We start from the raw sequence: 14,511 nt of genomic DNA, 5'->3' as shown, positions 1-14,511 counted from the left end.
CCCGCACGTCCACGTTCATGCCCACGCACACGTCCACCCACACGTCCACCCACACGCCCACCCCTGGCTTATCGCCGATGCGCATGGCCAGACTGCCCCAAGGAGGCTCTCATGTTCCGCGATACTTCTCCGATGACGCCAGCCCTGCAGGCTGGGCGACCCGACGTAGCTGTTGCAGCGCTTGCGGGGCTTTCCGCACCTCAGCAACTGGTTCCTGCGCGCGCCTTCCCTTCCATCCCGTCGGCGGTTGCCCCGCGCACCGAGAAACTGGCGCCGGTGGTCTCGGCAGGCGTGGTCCCGCAGTGGGGGGATGTGAACGAGCGGCGCTTTGCGCTGCATGACATTGCCGACGACCGCGGGCAGGTCCAGGTTCGTGACCTCCTGTACCGCGCGGACAGCCGGCGCCTGCCCACCGGGGCCGAACAGGACCTGGACCGTGTGAGCCTGGCCCTGTCCAACGCCTTGCTGGACGGACAGGCGGCGGGCTGCCTCCCGCAGGGGCGGTTGTTGCTGGCGATGAACGAGACCAGCCTGTGCTCGCCGCTGGCGGAGGCCGTGACGGCCGACATCGGCGCGATCACCCTTCATCGGGACCTCCCCATCAGCACCAGGGTGTTGATGCGTGTGGCGCAGTTGCGCGCCAGCGGCGTCCGTTTTGGCATGGCTGGCGTGCGCAGTGAAACCGACCCGCACTGGCTGCTGGCGCCGTATTCGGACACGTTCCGGCTGGATCTCTCCGCCACGCCGCCCGACCGGCTCCCCGCCTTGGTCGAGCGGGCGGATACCGAGGGGCTGGAGGTCATCGGCGTGGGTGTGCAGTCAATGCTGGGCTACCAGCGCCTGTCTGGTCTGGCCGTGACCCTGTTGCAGGGGCCTTTTATTGCGGCGCCGCAGGAGATGGCAGTGGCCGCGCTGCCCGGTTGCGATGCCGCAGTGCTGCAGCGCGCGCAAGGCCTGCTGCACGACCGGGTTTCCTTCGAGGCGGTCGCCGTGGCCGCCGCAGCGGACCCCGCACTCGTCATGCGGCTGCATCTGCTGCATCGTCTCTACGGGGCGGGCCGTGGCGCCGAGCCGGCCTCACTGGCCGGCCTGTTGAAGGGGCTGCCGCCCGGCGTGTTGTCCGCCTGGATGGAGATCCTGCGGCGCTCCGCCTGCCACGACCATCATCGCGGCTGGGCCCATTCAGTACGCCAGCAGACCGATGAATACCGGCAGGCCCTGCACCGCCGCAGCAATGGCCAGGATCATGCCGCCATCCAGGCTTCGCTCTGGATCTTCCTGAAGCGGCTCACCCAGCCGTCTCACTATCTCAAGACCCTGCGGTATGCGACTTGAGGGGGGCGTCTTCGGCCACCAGCGGCAACGTCACCCAGGTGGTACCGCCCGCCGCGGTCAGTTCGAACTCGAAGCGCCCGCCCAGCGCCTTCATCCGCTCACGCATGTGCGCCAGCCCGCGCCCGGTGGAGGCGCCGAAGGCGGGCCGTTGCGGGAGATTTTCCGGCAGGGTGGAGTGGCCGTTGTCCACGATGGACAGCAGCACACTGGTGTCGGTCTGGTGCAGCTCGATGCGCAGCCGCGAGGCATTCGCATATTTCAAGGTGTTGGCCACGGTCTCTTCCACCACCCGCAGCAGTTCGCGGGCACCGTCGTCAAGCATCACGAATTCATGGTCTCCGGGAATCTCATACTCCAGTTGAAACTCCTTGCCGCTGAGCAGTGAGTCCAGGTTGACGCAGTAATCAAACAGGATGTTTTGCAGCTCGCGTTCTTCGCGCTGACGGCTGGTGGATACCACCTCCCGCACCCCCTGCAGCACTTCCATCAGGCTGTGCTCCAACTGGGCCGGGCTGGCGACGCCATCGCGGACGCTGAACAAGGTGGCAATCAGCCGGGAACCGATGCCGTCATGAAGCTCACGGTAGATGCGGTCGCGCTCGTCCTGCGCGGCCTCGCGTCGTTCCAGGCTGCTTTGGCGGTCGTAGGCCAGGGACAGTTCCATTTCACGGCGCCGCAGGCTGTCGCTGAGGATGCGGTTGGCCTCACGTACGCGGTCCGTGCTTTGCCGGTACTTCGCCAGGTGCACACGCGCCATGACGACGAGTAGGGGGGGCAAGGCCAGATGCGTCAAGTACATCGGCGTGCCCAGCAAGCGCAGCAGGGAACTGTGGCCGGTCTGATTCAGCGGGCCGATGCGATGGGCCATGACATTGAAGTCATGCAGGATCAGCACCGCCGCCACCAGCAAGAGCAGCAAGAGCAACAGCGCCGGCCGGCTTCGGGTGCGCAGCACATGACGGCCCAGCCGCCACAGCGCCCAGGTCTGCATGGGCAGCATCAACAGAATCCATGAATAGGCGAGTTGACCCTTTGCCTCGCCACCCAGCCAGGGCGAGATCACCGCGGCCGCAGAGGAGCACAGCGCAAGAAGCACGGCGGCGGGGATCGAAATCTTCTGGCCAATGAAGCGCAGGATGAAGAGGACGGTGAGCGCATTCAACGCCCCGGTGCAGGCGTAAAAGCTCCAGAGCCAGAGGCCCCGCCACGCCGCAGGCAGATGAATCCAGAGCGACAGGGTGTAGACCGCGGCCCAGAGAAGCGCCACGGCGCCTACCAGGCCGAAGGTGTCGTCGCTCCGGTTGGCCAGCCACACGCCGATCATGAACAGGCCGGTCAGGAAACAGAAGGCCTTGGAGGCACTTGCGAGCGACCCGCCCACGAAATCCAGCGCCTCGGCCATGTAGGCGATGGGGCCGACGTCGCCGATGAAGACCGGTGAGAAGGTCAGGTGCGGCTCCCAACTGGTGTAGTCGATCACCAGCTGGTTGGCGCCATCGCGACGCAGCAGTTTTCGTGGAAGTTCCACCATGAGGGGGCGGAACCACATGAAGCGGTCCTGGGCGGTGGACCGGGGGTAACCATCCAGCCAGACGCCGTTCAGGTAGATGTCCACGCCGTGGACCGCCTGGCTGATCAGGATGGCCTTGGTGGGGCCGCGCAGCGTGGTCTGGCGGTCGCCGTCGCGCTCGTCGTCGTAGACATCGGTGGCGGTGAGGTAGGGGGTCAGGTCGATGGTCAGCCGGGCCTTGCGCAGCAAGGCGCCACCTGCCGGATGGCCCACGATCGGCAAGGCCGCGTCCTCGGAATGCTCCAGGAGCGGCCCGTTGAATTGCAGCGCCTGCGGGTCGTCAGGCGGGACGGCGCGCAGTTCGTAACGCTGCACCGTGGGGATGGTCGCGATCGCGCCGAGCTGGAGGCTGGTGACCCACAGTGCGCCCGCCAGCAGACCCAGGACGGCACAGGCCCCCAGCAGCAGGGGCCACCATTCGTCGCGTGGCGGACGAGGTTCGGCGTCCATCGCGCCGGAGGATGCAGGAACCGATGACATGAAGCTCCCTGAGAATGGCCCGCCCACCTCGTTCGGGTGGGTCAGGCCTGGCCTGGTCAGTCTTTGTCGGCGTGCCGCAAGGCCTGCGGAAACGCCCGGCGGCCCGGCCCGGGCCGCACGGGGATTAGTGCAGGGCCAGGTTCAGTTGGTCCACCACTTCGGCCCAGTCGGCGTCCTCCAGCAGCAGGTCCTTGAGGAGCCGGGCCTGCGAAGGCGTCCAGAACGGGGCCTCGGTGATCTTGACACCGTTGGGCAGGGGACGGTGCTGGTCGATAAAGGCTCGGATCTCGGATTCAGCGGACGGCAAGCCCAACTGGTCGAACAGTTCGGCAAAAGGGTGAACGGTGGGTTCCATGTGAGACTCCAGACGGATGAGTTCTTTGAAGATGGTGCTGCACCTCTCGCACGAGAGGCTTCCCAGCAAGGCTAACATCATGCCCGGGTCTCCAGGGGAGTATCGATGACCACAGGCCAGGACCGGCAGGATCAGCAGGACCGGCAACATCCGCAGCAGCCGGCTGTGCCGACGCACAGCCGGCTGACGCTGGCCGGCAGTCGCATGCGCCACTTTCATGTCTGCGCCTTCTTCAACAGCCGTGAAGAGGAGCACCAGGTGCTGGGGCCCTTCTACGCGGAGGCGGTCAGGCTGGGCGAACGCAACCTGCACATGGTTGACGGCCCCAGCATGCAGGACCATCGGTCCCGGCTGGCCGCTGGTGGCCTGGATGTGCCCGCCTGCGAGGCTTGCGGCCAATTGGTTCTGATGCCCTGGCATCATGCCTACCTCGACGATACCGGCCATTTTGACCGGCGCCGCATGCTGACCCTGGTGGACCAGGTGGGCCGTGAAGCCAGCGCGGCCGGGTCCTCCCGGGTGCGGGTGATGGGCCAGATGGACTGGATTGTGGGGAAGGGGATCGATCGCTCCGAAGTGATCGCCTATGAGGCGGAGGTCAACGAGGTGCTGGTGCTTCATCAGCAGCCCGCCATCTGTGTCTACGACATTGCTTCGCTGGACGGCGCACTCATGATGGATCTGTTGCGCACCCATCCGCTTACCCTGATTGGTGGGGCGCTGCGGGAAAACCCGTTCTACACCCCACCCGCGCAGATGCTGCGCGAGTTGGCTGCGCGGCAGGACAAGGCGGCAGGCACCGCCGCGCCGTGACCGCCCACCTGAGCCACCCGATCACGGAATCGGCCATTCACCGAATCACTCAATAACGGAATCACTGAACAAGCCATGCGGGAAGAGCGCATTGATCCACTGGTGGGCGCGGTGCTGCCGGCCCTGGGCCGCCCGGCCTCTGCCTCCGACGAGGCCCTGAGGGACCTGATGGGGCTGCTGGCGCTGCCGGCCCTCTGGGTGGGCCGGGATGCAGCCACGGTGCTGCAATTGACCACGGAAGCGGTCAACAGCATTGTGAGCACCGCCGTGTGCCTGGTGCGCGCGCCGCTGGCGCCCGGCGCCGTCCCTGCCACGCTGCTGTATGTGGGCGGGGTGCGGGTCGAGGCCGAAGCTTCCTGGAGTCTGTTCATGCAGGCCTGCATGAAGATGGAGGAGGGGGCTGAGGACCCGGTGGGCGTGGGCTCGCCGCTGGGCACGTTGCGGGTGGTGCGCCTGTACCTGGGCCCGGCGGGCCGCTTCGGCAGTCTTTGGTTCGGCTCCTCCCGGGCGGATTTCCCGTCCCTGCACCAGGGCGCCTTCATGCGCGCTGCCGCCACGCTGGCCGGGACCGGGCTGCATGCCGCGCGGCTGGACCAGGAGCGCGAGCGCGCCGCCCGTGCCAAGGACGAGTTCCTCGCCATGCTGGGCCACGAATTGCGCAACCCGCTGGCGCCCATCTCGACGGCCCTGCACCTGATCAAGCTGCGCAATGACGGCCTGGAGCGGGAACATCAAATCATCGAGCGCCAGGTGGGCCATCTGTCCAAGCTGGTGGACGACCTGCTGGACATCACCCGGATCACCCGGGGCAAGGTCGAGTTGATTCGCAAGCCGATTGCGGTGGACGCGCTGCTCACCGAAGCGATCGAGGGCGTGAGCCCCTTGCTGGAGGAACGTCAGCAACTGCTGCGCACCCATTGCGCCGTGCCACCAGATATCCAGTTGATGGGCGACCCGGGCCGGCTTCGACAGGTGTTGGTGAATCTGCTCAGCAATGCGGCGAAGTACACGCCGCCGCATGGCGAGGTGGGCATCCGTGCGGAAACCATGGTGAACGGCGACGTGCTGATCGAGGTCTATGACAACGGCGCGGGCATTGATGGCGAGCTGCTGCCCCGCATCTTCGAACTTTTCGAGCAGGGATCCACCACGCTGGACCGGGCCAAGGGCGGCCTGGGCATTGGCCTGGCCATCGTCAAGCAGTTGGTGGACCTGCATGGTGGCCGCGTGGAGGCCCGCAGCGACGGCGTCGGCCAGGGTGCCCGCTTCCTGGTCATGCTGCCGGCCGTGGCCCGGGCGGTGGATAGTGCCGCCGCTGCGCAGCCGGTCGAGCTGTTGCGCCAGGAGGATCGGCAACGCCGCATCCTGGTGGTGGACGACAATCGCGATGCTGCGGAGACGCTGGGCATGGCCTTGCGCTACAGCGGCTATGAGGTGGTGACGACCACGCTGCCGCAGGAGGTCATGTCGCTGGTGCAGGGCCAGGTGTTTGATGTGGCTGTGCTCGACATCGGCATGCCGGTGATCGACGGTTACGAGCTGGCCAGCCAGATCCGGGCCGATATGGTGGAGGGCGCACCCCGCCTCATCGCCCTGACGGGTTACGGCCAATCCTCCGACCGCGACAAGGCGTTGGCCAGCGGTTTCGACGAACACATGGTCAAGCCCATCGACCTGGACTTGTTGCTCAAGACGCTGGAGAACCTGACCCGTCGCCAGTCCAACCTAGAATCGCTCTGAACTTCCGCGCATCCCGCGTCCATGTCCTTGACCGGCTCCCTCCACGTTGCTCCCCCGAACGGTGTCCCCACGCCGACGCATATTGCCATCCTGGATGACGAGCCCGACATCACGCTGCTGCTGTCGAGCTACCTGTCCACCCATGGTTTCCGCACCACGCAACTGCACAGTGGCCGGGCCCTGATGGAGCTGATGGCCAGCGACCCCCCTCAGCTGGTGTTGCTGGACCTGGGCCTGCCGGGCGAGGACGGCTTTGCCATCGCCCGGCAGTTGCGGGAACACTGGCGCTGCGGGCTGGTGATCGTCACCGGGCGCGGTGACGCCGTGGACAAGGTGGTCGGCCTGGAGATCGGGGCCGATGACTACGTGACCAAGCCGTTTGACTTGCGGGAACTGGTGGCCCGGGTGAAGGCGGTGCTGCGCCGGCTCCAGGCCGAGCCCGCGCCGGCGCCGCCGCCAGGCACGGGCCCGCTTCAGGCGCCTGCACAGCCCGAGGAGGGCGGTGACCGGGAGCTGCTGCACTTCGAGGGCTGGTCCCTGAATGTGGCGGCCCGCCGGCTGAATTCCCCGGACGGTGAGGAAGTGGTGCTCACCACCGGAGAGTTCGACCTGTTGCTGACCTTCGCCCAGCATGCCGGCCGGGTGCTCTCCCGCGATTTCCTGCTGGAGCACACGCGTGGGCGTGAATCGTCACCGTTCGACCGCACGATTGACGTGCAGGTGGGGCGCCTGCGGCGCAAGCTGGGCACCGACGCCAATGACGGCAAGTGGATCAAATCCATCCGTGGTGCGGGCTATCTCTTCGTGCCGCGCGTCTCCTTGATCCGGCCCACAGCGTGAGCGGCGCCATGACGGGTCCCCAGAGCGGGCATTTGCCAGATTCGCAGCCAGATTCACAGCCAGATTCGAAGCCAAATTCGCAGTCTGGCCCTCCGATTGGTCCTGTGCCGGGCCCGCAGCCTGCGCCGGGGGCCGAGCCTTTCGCCTCGGCCCCGTTTCCGCCCGGAATCGACGCCGAGACGGTCTTCCGCTCGTTGTTCGTGGCCTCCCCGGACGGTATCTTGCTGGTGGATGCCAAGGGCGTCATCTTGCTGGCCAGCCCCTCAGCGGAGCGCCTGCTCGGTTATGACCCAGGCACATTGGCCGGGCTGCATATTGAGGTCCTGGTGCCGGACAGCATCCGGCCCCGCCACGCCGAGTTCCGCGAAGGGTACGGCCAGGCGCCTCGGGCCCGGCCCATGGGCACGCAGATGGATCTGGTGGCCAAGCGGCGCGACGGGACCGAAGTGATGGTGGAAATCGCCCTCAGCCCGCTGCAATCGCATGGCCTGCCGTATGTGATGGCCTCGGTGCGGGGCATTGGCGAATATCCGCGCGTGCGGCAGGCCTTGCAACGGGCGCGCTGCAGTGAGCACCTCGCGGCGCTGGGCAAGCTGGCGGTGGACTCGCGGGATCCGCAGGAGATCCTTCGGCAGGTACCCGCCATTGCCGCCGAGGCCCTGGAGCTGCAGACCGCCATGCTGCATCTGCTCGACCCGGGCCGCACCTTGCTGCACCTGGCGGCCGGCGTCGGGCTGGGTGGAGACGAGCTGCTGGGGGAGCGCGTGCCGTGGCGGATCGACTCGCCGGAAGGTCTCGTGCTGACCCGCTCGCAAGCCCTGCAGGTGCCGGACCTGCGCCAGGAGCAGCGTTTCCCCGTGGCCCAGGCCCTGGCCCTGGGTCGGCTGTCCTTGCTGGCCGTGCCGGTCTCGGACCGGGGCAAGGTGGTGGGCGCGCTGACCGTGTGGTCCAGCCAGGCCCAGCGTTTTGGAGACGCCGAGCTGCGTTTCATGGAGTCGGTGGCCAACCTGCTGGGCACCTGCCTGCAACGGGCGCAGACCGAAGAGGCGCTGAGCCACTCGCAGCGCCTGGAAGCGGTGGGGCAGCTCACCGGTGGCATTGCGCACGACTTCAACAACTTGCTGACCGTCATCCAGGGCAACCTGCAGGTGCTGGCCGACCTGCCGGTGGTGGCGGAGGATGCGGTGGCACCTCAACTGGTCGCGGCGGCCACCCGGGCCTCCCGCCGTGGTGCCGACCTGACCGGCAAATTGCTGGCCTTCTCGCGCCGGCAAGTGCTGCAGCCCACCGCCGTGGATGTGGAAGCCTTGCTTCGCTCCTTGGCGGACATGCTGCGACGGACGTTGGACCAGCGCATCCGCATCCAGGTGCAGGTGGCTGCCGACTGCCCGGACGTGCTGGCGGACCCGGGGCAACTGGAATCCGCCGTGCTCAACATCGCCATCAATGCGCGTGACGCCATGCCGGAGGGCGGCGAGCTGATCTTTGCCGCGTCGGCGGTGCAGGCGCTGACGCCGGAGCTGCGCGGTGAACTGTCGCTGGACCCGGCTGCAGCCGATCCCGGCTATGTCTGCATCGCCGTCAGCGACACCGGCACAGGCATGCCCGAGGCGGTCAAGGAGCGCGCGTTTGAACCGTTCTTCACCACCAAGCAGGCCGGCCGCGGCACCGGCCTGGGCCTGAGCACGGTGTACGGCTTTGCCCGCCAGTCCCAGGGAACGGTCCTGATCGACAGCGAATCCGGCCGCGGCACGGTGCTCAGCATCCTGTTGCCCCAACCCCCGGATGAAGCGCTGGAAGCAGCGCGCACGGCGCTGCCGCTGGCGCGGGATATTCCGCCGGGTGCGCGCGTGCTGCTGGTGGAGGATGACGCCGAAGTCCGGCTGGTGGCGCGGCGCTTCCTCAAGGACCTGGGTTGCAACGTCACCGCGTGTGCCAACGGCGAGGAAGCCGTGGCCTGGCTGCATGAGCTGCGGGGACGCGGGGAACCGTTGCCAGCCTGTGTGCTCAGCGATGTGGCGCTGGGGGCCGGCATGCGGGGCACGGAATTGGCGCGCCAGGTGCAGGCGACCTGGCCTGAGATGCGCATCCTGCTGACCTCCGGCTTCTCGGCGGATTTGCTGGAAGGTGCTTCCGAATGGCCCTGGGCCTTGCTGCCCAAGCCTTACAACCGGCCTGAACTGGCCGAGGCGCTGGCCCGCGTGCTGCGGGACTGAGCGCCGGGGCCAGAGCCGTGGCGGCTCACTGCAGGCGGGCGGTACGCGCGGAGGAGCCGCTGATGACGTACTTTTCCAGGCGGGCCAGATCCGGGATGGTGATCTGGCGGCGGCCGCGTTCGCCAAAGCGGATCAGCTGTTCACGGTTCAGGCGCGACAGGCAGCGGCTGACCGTCTCAAGCGTCATGCCCAGGTAGTTGCCCAGATCCGCACGGGTCATGCGCAGGGTGAGCTCGTCCGCACGCAGACCGCGCTGGGCCATGCTGCGGGCCCAGGCGCAGAGGAATTCGGCCACGCGGGCCTGCGAGGCCAAGGTGCAGACCGACATCAGGGATTCACGCTCGCGGCGGATTTCCGTGCTCATGGCTTCATGGACCACGGCCATCAGCTCGGGGTGGCGTACGCAGCCTTCCAGCAGCGTGGCGTAAGGAATGATGGAGACATTGCCGGTGTCCATGGCGACGGCGTCGCAGGCATGGCGGCCGAAGGCGATGCCGCTGAAACCGAGCCAGTCGCCACGGAACTTCAGACTTACGATCTGCTCGCGCCCGTCCAGGCTGCGGCTGACCAGCTTGTAGGCGCCGGAGTTGATGAGAAAGACGGTGTTGAAGGGCAGGCCCGAGTGGTAGAGGACGTCACCGGGGCGGACTACCTTCGAAGTGGGTTGGACCAGTTCGCGAACCGTGCGCATCATTTCCAGCATGCGCTGTTGCGGGTCCTGCATCGCTTGAAAACCCATGAAGGGGGTGAAGCTGTCCGACAGGTCCGCCGGCTCGTCGATGAGGTTGCTGGGCAGGCCGGGGACGGCACGGGCAGCGAAGGGGGCGAGGCGCTCGCGTTGCGAAATTTGATGGGAGCGCTCGTTTTGCATTAGGTGAAGGGCTTCAGACATGATCGTTTCGGTCGTTGAGGTGTTGACAGTGATGCTAGAAAACGGCCGCAACGGGCGTGGCAATCGACAACATCGCTCGGTAACACTGAGTGAACCGTCGGTAACGATCTGGTGTTTTTGCTGTATCCCTGGATTGGTTTGCGTCTGCGCTCCCTCAAATAAGCTGGTTGATTGACAAGAGTCAACTATTGCTGGAAGGGTGGCACTTAGGCTGTGCATCGTGTCACTGCCGCACCACAGGCCGCTCAACATGTTTAACGCCCACTCGCCCGATCGCGATCCGCTGCCCCTGTCTGCAGGCGGCGTGGCGCAGCCGCCGTCCGGGGTTGCGACGGGGGCAGTGCCGGGGTCGTTGACGGACAGCTTGCCTTTATCCACCCTGCGGGCGGCGGGCGGGGCGCTGGACGGGCGGCGTATCGGACTGATCTGTCAGTCTCGCCAGGGGCCGGCGGCTGCGCTGTTCATCGAGGCGGCTGAGGGCCTGGGTGCGCAGGTCAGCGTGGTGCACGCGGGCGACCTGCTGGATGCGGGTACCGGTCAGCAGGACAAGCTGGTGCAAATGCTGGCCCGCTTGTATGACGCGCTTGAATGCCAGGATCTGCCGCCCGGCGTGGTGCGACGGATCTCGGAACTGGTCGCCGTGCCGGTGCTGTGCAATCTGGGCGCTTCGGCGCTGCGTGATGGCGATGGGAGCGGTGCGGAGGCGCAAGGTGCGGAGGCGCAGGGTGGGGAAGTGCGCGGGGGCGAACTGCCAAGCGGGGAGGTGCGCCGCACGGAGGCGCCGGCATGGCAACAAGGCCTGTTGAGGGTTCAACAAGCCTTGTTGCGGGCCCTGTAAGCCCGGTCCCAGGCCGGCGCGACGCTTACTTCTTGGGCTTCTTGCCGTCAGCCGCGCGCGTGGCGGTTTCCAGCGTCTGCGCGGTCTGCAAATGGTGCTGCAAGGTCGGCAGCGTCTTGGCGGCAAACGCCTTCACATCGGCATCGTCCGATTCCTTCGCAGCCTTCTCGAACAGCTTGATGGTGTCCTTGTGGGCGGCCACGCCGACGGACTCCGCATAGTGCCGGTCGAAACTCGCGCCGTCACGGGCGCCCAGCATCTTGAGCTTGCCCTTCTGAAGTACCGACGGGTCCTTGGAGACTTCAACGCCCTTGGACGCCGCCAGGGCTGCCAGTTCATCACCGGCCTTGGTGTGGTCATCCACCATTTGCTGGGCAAAGGTCTTCACATCCGCGTTGGAGGACTTTTGCAGGGCCAGCTTGCTGCCTTCAACCTCGGCGTGGCCGTTCTCGGCCGCCTGCTTGAGGAAGGCGGCGTCCTTGTGGGTCACTTTGCTGGCCGGCGCCGCAGATGCTCCGGGAACGACCGCCTGGGCGGAGGCGGGAGGCGCCTGCACCCCGGCGATCAGTCCGATCGCGGCGGCGGCGATTGCAACGCGGCCCCAGCGGGCAAAGGGGGTGGGAGAGCAGGGCCGGGGGCGCAGGACGTCATTCATGAGGAACTCCGTGCTTGTTCAGAGAACCCCGACCCAGCAATCTGGATACCCGCAGGGGGCGAGGGGTCAACGTGCAAGCTGCCTGCCCCAGCCTCGATGGCCGCAACGGGGCCGCAACGGGCCTCAGCAGGGATCAGCGGGCCTCAGCTCGCTGTCTGCTGCTTGTAGCTCTGGCCCAGAGCGGTCAGCACCCCGGTGCCTGCCAGGAGGCTGGTGTAGTGGACGTCGTTGTCCCAGCGGCCGGTGAACCAGGCATAACGGACCACATCCGTGCGCGCTTCGCAGGTCGCCACCATGTCCGCCATCTGGGCTTGCTGCTTGGCGGCGGTGTCGATCTGCGCGCCGTCGGTCTGGCTGTGCCAGTTGGCCATCTCGGTTACCCAGAACGGCTTGCCATACTTGGTGAGGCGGTCCAACTGCGCGCCCAGGCCATAGTCATACCAATGGAAGGCCAGGGCGTCGATCTGTGGGTCACGTCCGCCATTGTCTGCGCGGTAGGCCGCGTAGAACGCATCCAGCCAGGCCACCGGGTCGCTGTAACCAGTCATGGTGCCCCAGGTGATGGCGGGGCCAACGATCTGCACGCCGGTCTGGGCTGCGACCGCCTCATAACGCGGCCAGAGCTTGGCGGCATCCGCTGGTGTCAGGTTGGCCTGGTCGACAAGATTGGGCTCATTGAGCACGAGCAAATGCTGCACAGTGGGCCGCGCCTTGAGCGCCGCCACCACCTGGGCCGAGTCGAAATTACCGTTCCACAGCATCGGTACGTGGCTCATCGCCTGGGCGATGGCGGGGGTGGCCTGCACCGTGGCAGCGGGTTGCAGCGCCCAGTTGTACCACCAGGCTACCGGGCCGCTGAGGGCGGTGAAGTCGGCGGCGTCCTTCAGGTCATAGGCGATGCCGCGCTTGGCCACCGGGGCCGGGGCGGGTGTCGGAGAGGGTGAGGGGGCCGGGGATGGAGAAGGAGAAGGAGAAGGAGAAGGAGAAGGAGAAGGAGAAGGAGAAGGAGAAGGAGAAGGAGAAGGAGAAGGAGAAGGAGAAGGAGAGGGTGCGGGTGCCGCCGGGGTCGTATTGCTGCCGTCACCATTGCTTCCGCCACCGCCGCCGCAAGCACTCAGCAGGGCCGCACCAGCGGCTGTCACCAGCGTGCGGCGGCGGCTGTCCACGCGCTCGTTGGCCCCGGGGGGCAGGGGTGCGGTCAGCGGGGTGGAGGGCGTCAGGGAGTGGCTCATTCGGTTCTCACGGGGACAGCAGAAAGGTGACGGCGTCGTCCGGCTCTGTTCAAGAGCGCGGCGTTGTCGCACCGGGCGTCATGCGCACGGACCCTGGATCCAGAGTCAGGCGTTGCGGGACGCAGTATGGCGGCCTTGATGCAATGACGGATGCGATGGAAACATCTTGTTAATCTTGCTGACATCAGTCCATAAGAGTGACTGTTTGGGCCATTGCAAAGTGACGCGGCCGGATGCTTGATGGACGCGTTGTGTCGCATCCCAAGCGGTATGCGTCTTGCTTGGCGCTCTTCAAGGCCATGACTCGCGACACATCACCCATGGACATTCGGAGGAACTGACCCCGGGCGTCGAGCCTGGACCGCGCGACTCGGCGACGAACCGCTGCAGACGCAGCGGCACTGACTGCGTAATGCTGTTGTTGCACTGCGCTTGATGTCGTCCGTCTCCTCGTCCGTCACTCCGTCGGTTTCTTCCTCCTCGACGCTTCTTCGTCCGCCCACCGGCATCTCGATGCCGCAGCCCCTCAGGGCGACTCTCTGGGCGTTGCGTACGCAGTTCTTCGTCTCCGGGGGGCTGTTCGCCATCTGGGGCGTGCATGTGCCGACGGTGAAAGCGCATTACGGGCTCGGAGAGCAGTCACTTGCGCTGGCCATGCTGGCCTCGGGGGGCGGGTCTTTGCTCGCCCTGATGCATGCCGGCCGGGTGGTGGGGCGCTGGGGCTCGCGGAGAGTGGCCGCGGTGATGGGTCTGCTACTGTGCCTGACCGTGGCCGGGCTCTTGGTCACCCAGGCCTACGCCGCGCTGCTGTTGAACATGGTGCTGTTCGGCGGCACGGCCAGCATGTTTGCGGTGGCAATCAATGCCGAGGCCAGTCACATCGAAGGCCGCGTCGCGCGGCCGCTGATGAGCGGCTTCCATGGCATGTTCAGCCTGGGCGGCCTGGTGAGTGCCGGCATCGGCAGCCTGCTGCCGGGCTGGGGGGTGGCCGCGCAGACGCATCTGCTGCTGGCGGCCGTCACGGCGCTGGCGCTTATCTGGGCCGCGTGCGCGGCCATGCAGCCCATGGAGGGCCGTTCAGGCGAGGGGCACGGGTTGAGCCTGCCGCGTGGTCCGTTGGCGCTGATCGGCCTGCTGGCAGCGGTGGGGCTGGTGGCGGAGGGGTCGTTGTATGACTGGAGCGTGCTGTTCCTGAGTAAGCGGTCAATGAACCGCGTCCTTGAGCTGCGGGCCGTGAGCTGACAACGTACGTTCCCACGTAGACGAACGTGGGAACGTAGTGACGGAAGATCTGGAAGAGCTCAAGCGCCGGCTGGTGGTCGGGCACAAGCGCGACGGGCGCAGTGTGTACGACGAGACGGCGAAGTCCGAGTTGGTGGCGCTGTGCCTGCAGCCAGGCGCTTCGGTGTCGCGCCTGGCGCGCGATTGCGGGGTCAATGCCAACCAGGTCGGCCGCTGGCTGCGCGAGCACGGTCATAGTCGTCGCGTGCGTCAGGTCGTCGCCAAGGCGGGGCCGTCGCCGGCGGCGTTCGTGGCGGTGCCGGT

The 14,511-nt window shown here is 66.8% G+C and carries 14 protein-coding genes; 9 read left to right on the top strand and 5 right to left on the bottom strand.

All coding sequences use genetic code 11. The annotated features are described in order from the left end of the window. The first annotated feature begins 111 nt into the window (after nt 1-111). Nucleotides 112-1,335 (top strand): hypothetical protein, encoded by a 1,224-nt coding sequence (locus BMY53_RS11390; RefSeq protein WP_143074035.1) that lies wholly within the window; start codon nt 112-114, stop codon nt 1,333-1,335. Here BMY53_RS11390 and BMY53_RS11385 read toward each other — a convergent pair. Continuing rightward, a complete protein-coding gene (locus BMY53_RS11385) occupies nt 1,310-3,385 on the bottom strand; it encodes a sensor histidine kinase (protein WP_092946608.1) in 2,076 nt (691 codons plus the stop codon). The genes BMY53_RS11390 and BMY53_RS11385 overlap by 26 nt on opposite strands. A 124-nt stretch (nt 3,386-3,509) precedes the next feature. Next, nucleotides 3,510-3,740 (bottom strand): DUF2789 domain-containing protein, encoded by a 231-nt coding sequence (locus tag BMY53_RS11380; RefSeq protein ID WP_092946607.1) that lies wholly within the window; start codon nt 3,738-3,740, stop codon nt 3,510-3,512. A 105-nt stretch (nt 3,741-3,845) separates the two neighbouring features. Between BMY53_RS11380 and BMY53_RS11375 the strand changes: the two genes are divergently transcribed. The 4 genes from BMY53_RS11375 (at nt 3,846) to BMY53_RS11360 (ending at nt 9,349) form a co-directional block, all read left to right on the top strand. Further along, entirely contained in the window at nt 3,846-4,553 is a 708-nt protein-coding gene (locus tag BMY53_RS11375; protein WP_092946606.1) for an MEDS domain-containing protein, read from the top strand. Between the two features lie 75 nt (nt 4,554-4,628). Further along, nucleotides 4,629-6,293 carry a hybrid sensor histidine kinase/response regulator gene (locus BMY53_RS11370; RefSeq protein WP_092946605.1) on the top strand — a complete coding sequence of 555 codons (1,665 nt, stop codon included), beginning with the start codon at nt 4,629-4,631 and terminating at the stop codon, nt 6,291-6,293. A gap of 21 nt (nt 6,294-6,314) precedes the next feature. Then, a complete protein-coding gene (locus BMY53_RS11365) occupies nt 6,315-7,133 on the top strand; it encodes a response regulator (protein WP_092946604.1) in 819 nt (272 codons plus the stop codon). Between the two features lie 104 nt (nt 7,134-7,237). Then, nucleotides 7,238-9,349, top strand: coding sequence for a PAS domain S-box protein (locus BMY53_RS11360; protein WP_255370151.1), 2,112 nt, complete (start codon nt 7,238-7,240; stop codon nt 9,347-9,349). A gap of 25 nt (nt 9,350-9,374) precedes the next feature. Here BMY53_RS11360 and BMY53_RS11355 read toward each other — a convergent pair whose 3' ends face one another. Continuing rightward, nucleotides 9,375-10,241: a Crp/Fnr family transcriptional regulator gene (locus BMY53_RS11355; protein WP_255370150.1), complete on the bottom strand. Its 867-nt coding sequence runs from the start codon at nt 10,239-10,241 to the stop codon at nt 9,375-9,377. Nucleotides 10,242-10,491: 250 nt separating this feature from the next. Here BMY53_RS11355 and BMY53_RS11350 point away from each other — a divergent pair, with 250 nt between their 5' ends. Continuing rightward, nucleotides 10,492-11,079, top strand: a complete 588-nt coding sequence (locus BMY53_RS11350; RefSeq protein ID WP_143074034.1) for a hypothetical protein — start codon at nt 10,492-10,494, stop codon at nt 11,077-11,079. Nucleotides 11,080-11,104: 25 nt separating this feature from the next. Here the strand turns inward: BMY53_RS11350 and BMY53_RS11345 are convergent, their stop codons facing one another. Next, nucleotides 11,105-11,734 (bottom strand): DUF4142 domain-containing protein, encoded by a 630-nt coding sequence (locus tag BMY53_RS11345; protein WP_092946601.1) that lies wholly within the window; start codon nt 11,732-11,734, stop codon nt 11,105-11,107. A gap of 143 nt (nt 11,735-11,877) precedes the next feature. Continuing rightward, nucleotides 11,878-12,648 (bottom strand): glycosyl hydrolase, encoded by a 771-nt coding sequence (locus BMY53_RS11340; RefSeq protein ID WP_092946889.1) that lies wholly within the window; start codon nt 12,646-12,648, stop codon nt 11,878-11,880. Here BMY53_RS11340 and BMY53_RS26795 point away from each other — a divergent pair. The 3 genes from BMY53_RS26795 to BMY53_RS11325 form a co-directional block, all read left to right on the top strand. Further along, entirely contained in the window at nt 12,632-13,105 is a 474-nt protein-coding gene (locus BMY53_RS26795) for a hypothetical protein (RefSeq protein ID WP_404947870.1), read from the top strand. The two genes, BMY53_RS11340 and BMY53_RS26795, sit on opposite strands and share 17 nt — an antisense overlap. Nucleotides 13,106-13,401: 296 nt before the next feature. Next, nucleotides 13,402-14,208: an MFS transporter gene (locus tag BMY53_RS11330; RefSeq protein WP_143074033.1), complete on the top strand. Its 807-nt coding sequence runs from the start codon at nt 13,402-13,404 to the stop codon at nt 14,206-14,208. Nucleotides 14,209-14,245: 37 nt separating this feature from the next. Further along, a partial coding sequence (locus tag BMY53_RS11325; RefSeq protein WP_143074032.1) for a transposase occupies nt 14,246-14,511 on the top strand: 266 nt, incomplete at its 3' end.

It is taken from the genome of Roseateles sp. YR242 (genome assembly GCF_900109745.1).
Taxonomy (GTDB): domain Bacteria; phylum Pseudomonadota; class Gammaproteobacteria; order Burkholderiales; family Burkholderiaceae_C; genus Roseateles.
This window is presented reverse-complemented; position numbering and strand designations above follow the sequence as displayed.

Coding starts and splice junctions, on each gene's coding strand:
- BMY53_RS11390 (WP_143074035.1), top strand. CDS start 112: ATGTTCCGCGATACTTCTCCGATGACGCCAGCCCTGCAGGCTGGGCGA.
- BMY53_RS11385 (WP_092946608.1), bottom strand. CDS start 3,385: ATGTCATCGGTTCCTGCATCCTCCGGCGCGATGGACGCCGAACCTCGT.
- BMY53_RS11380 (WP_092946607.1), bottom strand. CDS start 3,740: ATGGAACCCACCGTTCACCCTTTTGCCGAACTGTTCGACCAGTTGGGC.
- BMY53_RS11375 (WP_092946606.1), top strand. CDS start 3,846: ATGACCACAGGCCAGGACCGGCAGGATCAGCAGGACCGGCAACATCCG.
- BMY53_RS11370 (WP_092946605.1), top strand. CDS start 4,629: ATGCGGGAAGAGCGCATTGATCCACTGGTGGGCGCGGTGCTGCCGGCC.
- BMY53_RS11365 (WP_092946604.1), top strand. CDS start 6,315: ATGTCCTTGACCGGCTCCCTCCACGTTGCTCCCCCGAACGGTGTCCCC.
- BMY53_RS11355 (WP_255370150.1), bottom strand. CDS start 10,241: ATGTCTGAAGCCCTTCACCTAATGCAAAACGAGCGCTCCCATCAAATT.
- BMY53_RS11350 (WP_143074034.1), top strand. CDS start 10,492: ATGTTTAACGCCCACTCGCCCGATCGCGATCCGCTGCCCCTGTCTGCA.
- BMY53_RS11345 (WP_092946601.1), bottom strand. CDS start 11,734: ATGAATGACGTCCTGCGCCCCCGGCCCTGCTCTCCCACCCCCTTTGCC.
- BMY53_RS26795 (WP_404947870.1), top strand. CDS start 12,632: ATGCCGCGCTTGGCCACCGGGGCCGGGGCGGGTGTCGGAGAGGGTGAG.
- BMY53_RS11330 (WP_143074033.1), top strand. CDS start 13,402: ATGTCGTCCGTCTCCTCGTCCGTCACTCCGTCGGTTTCTTCCTCCTCG.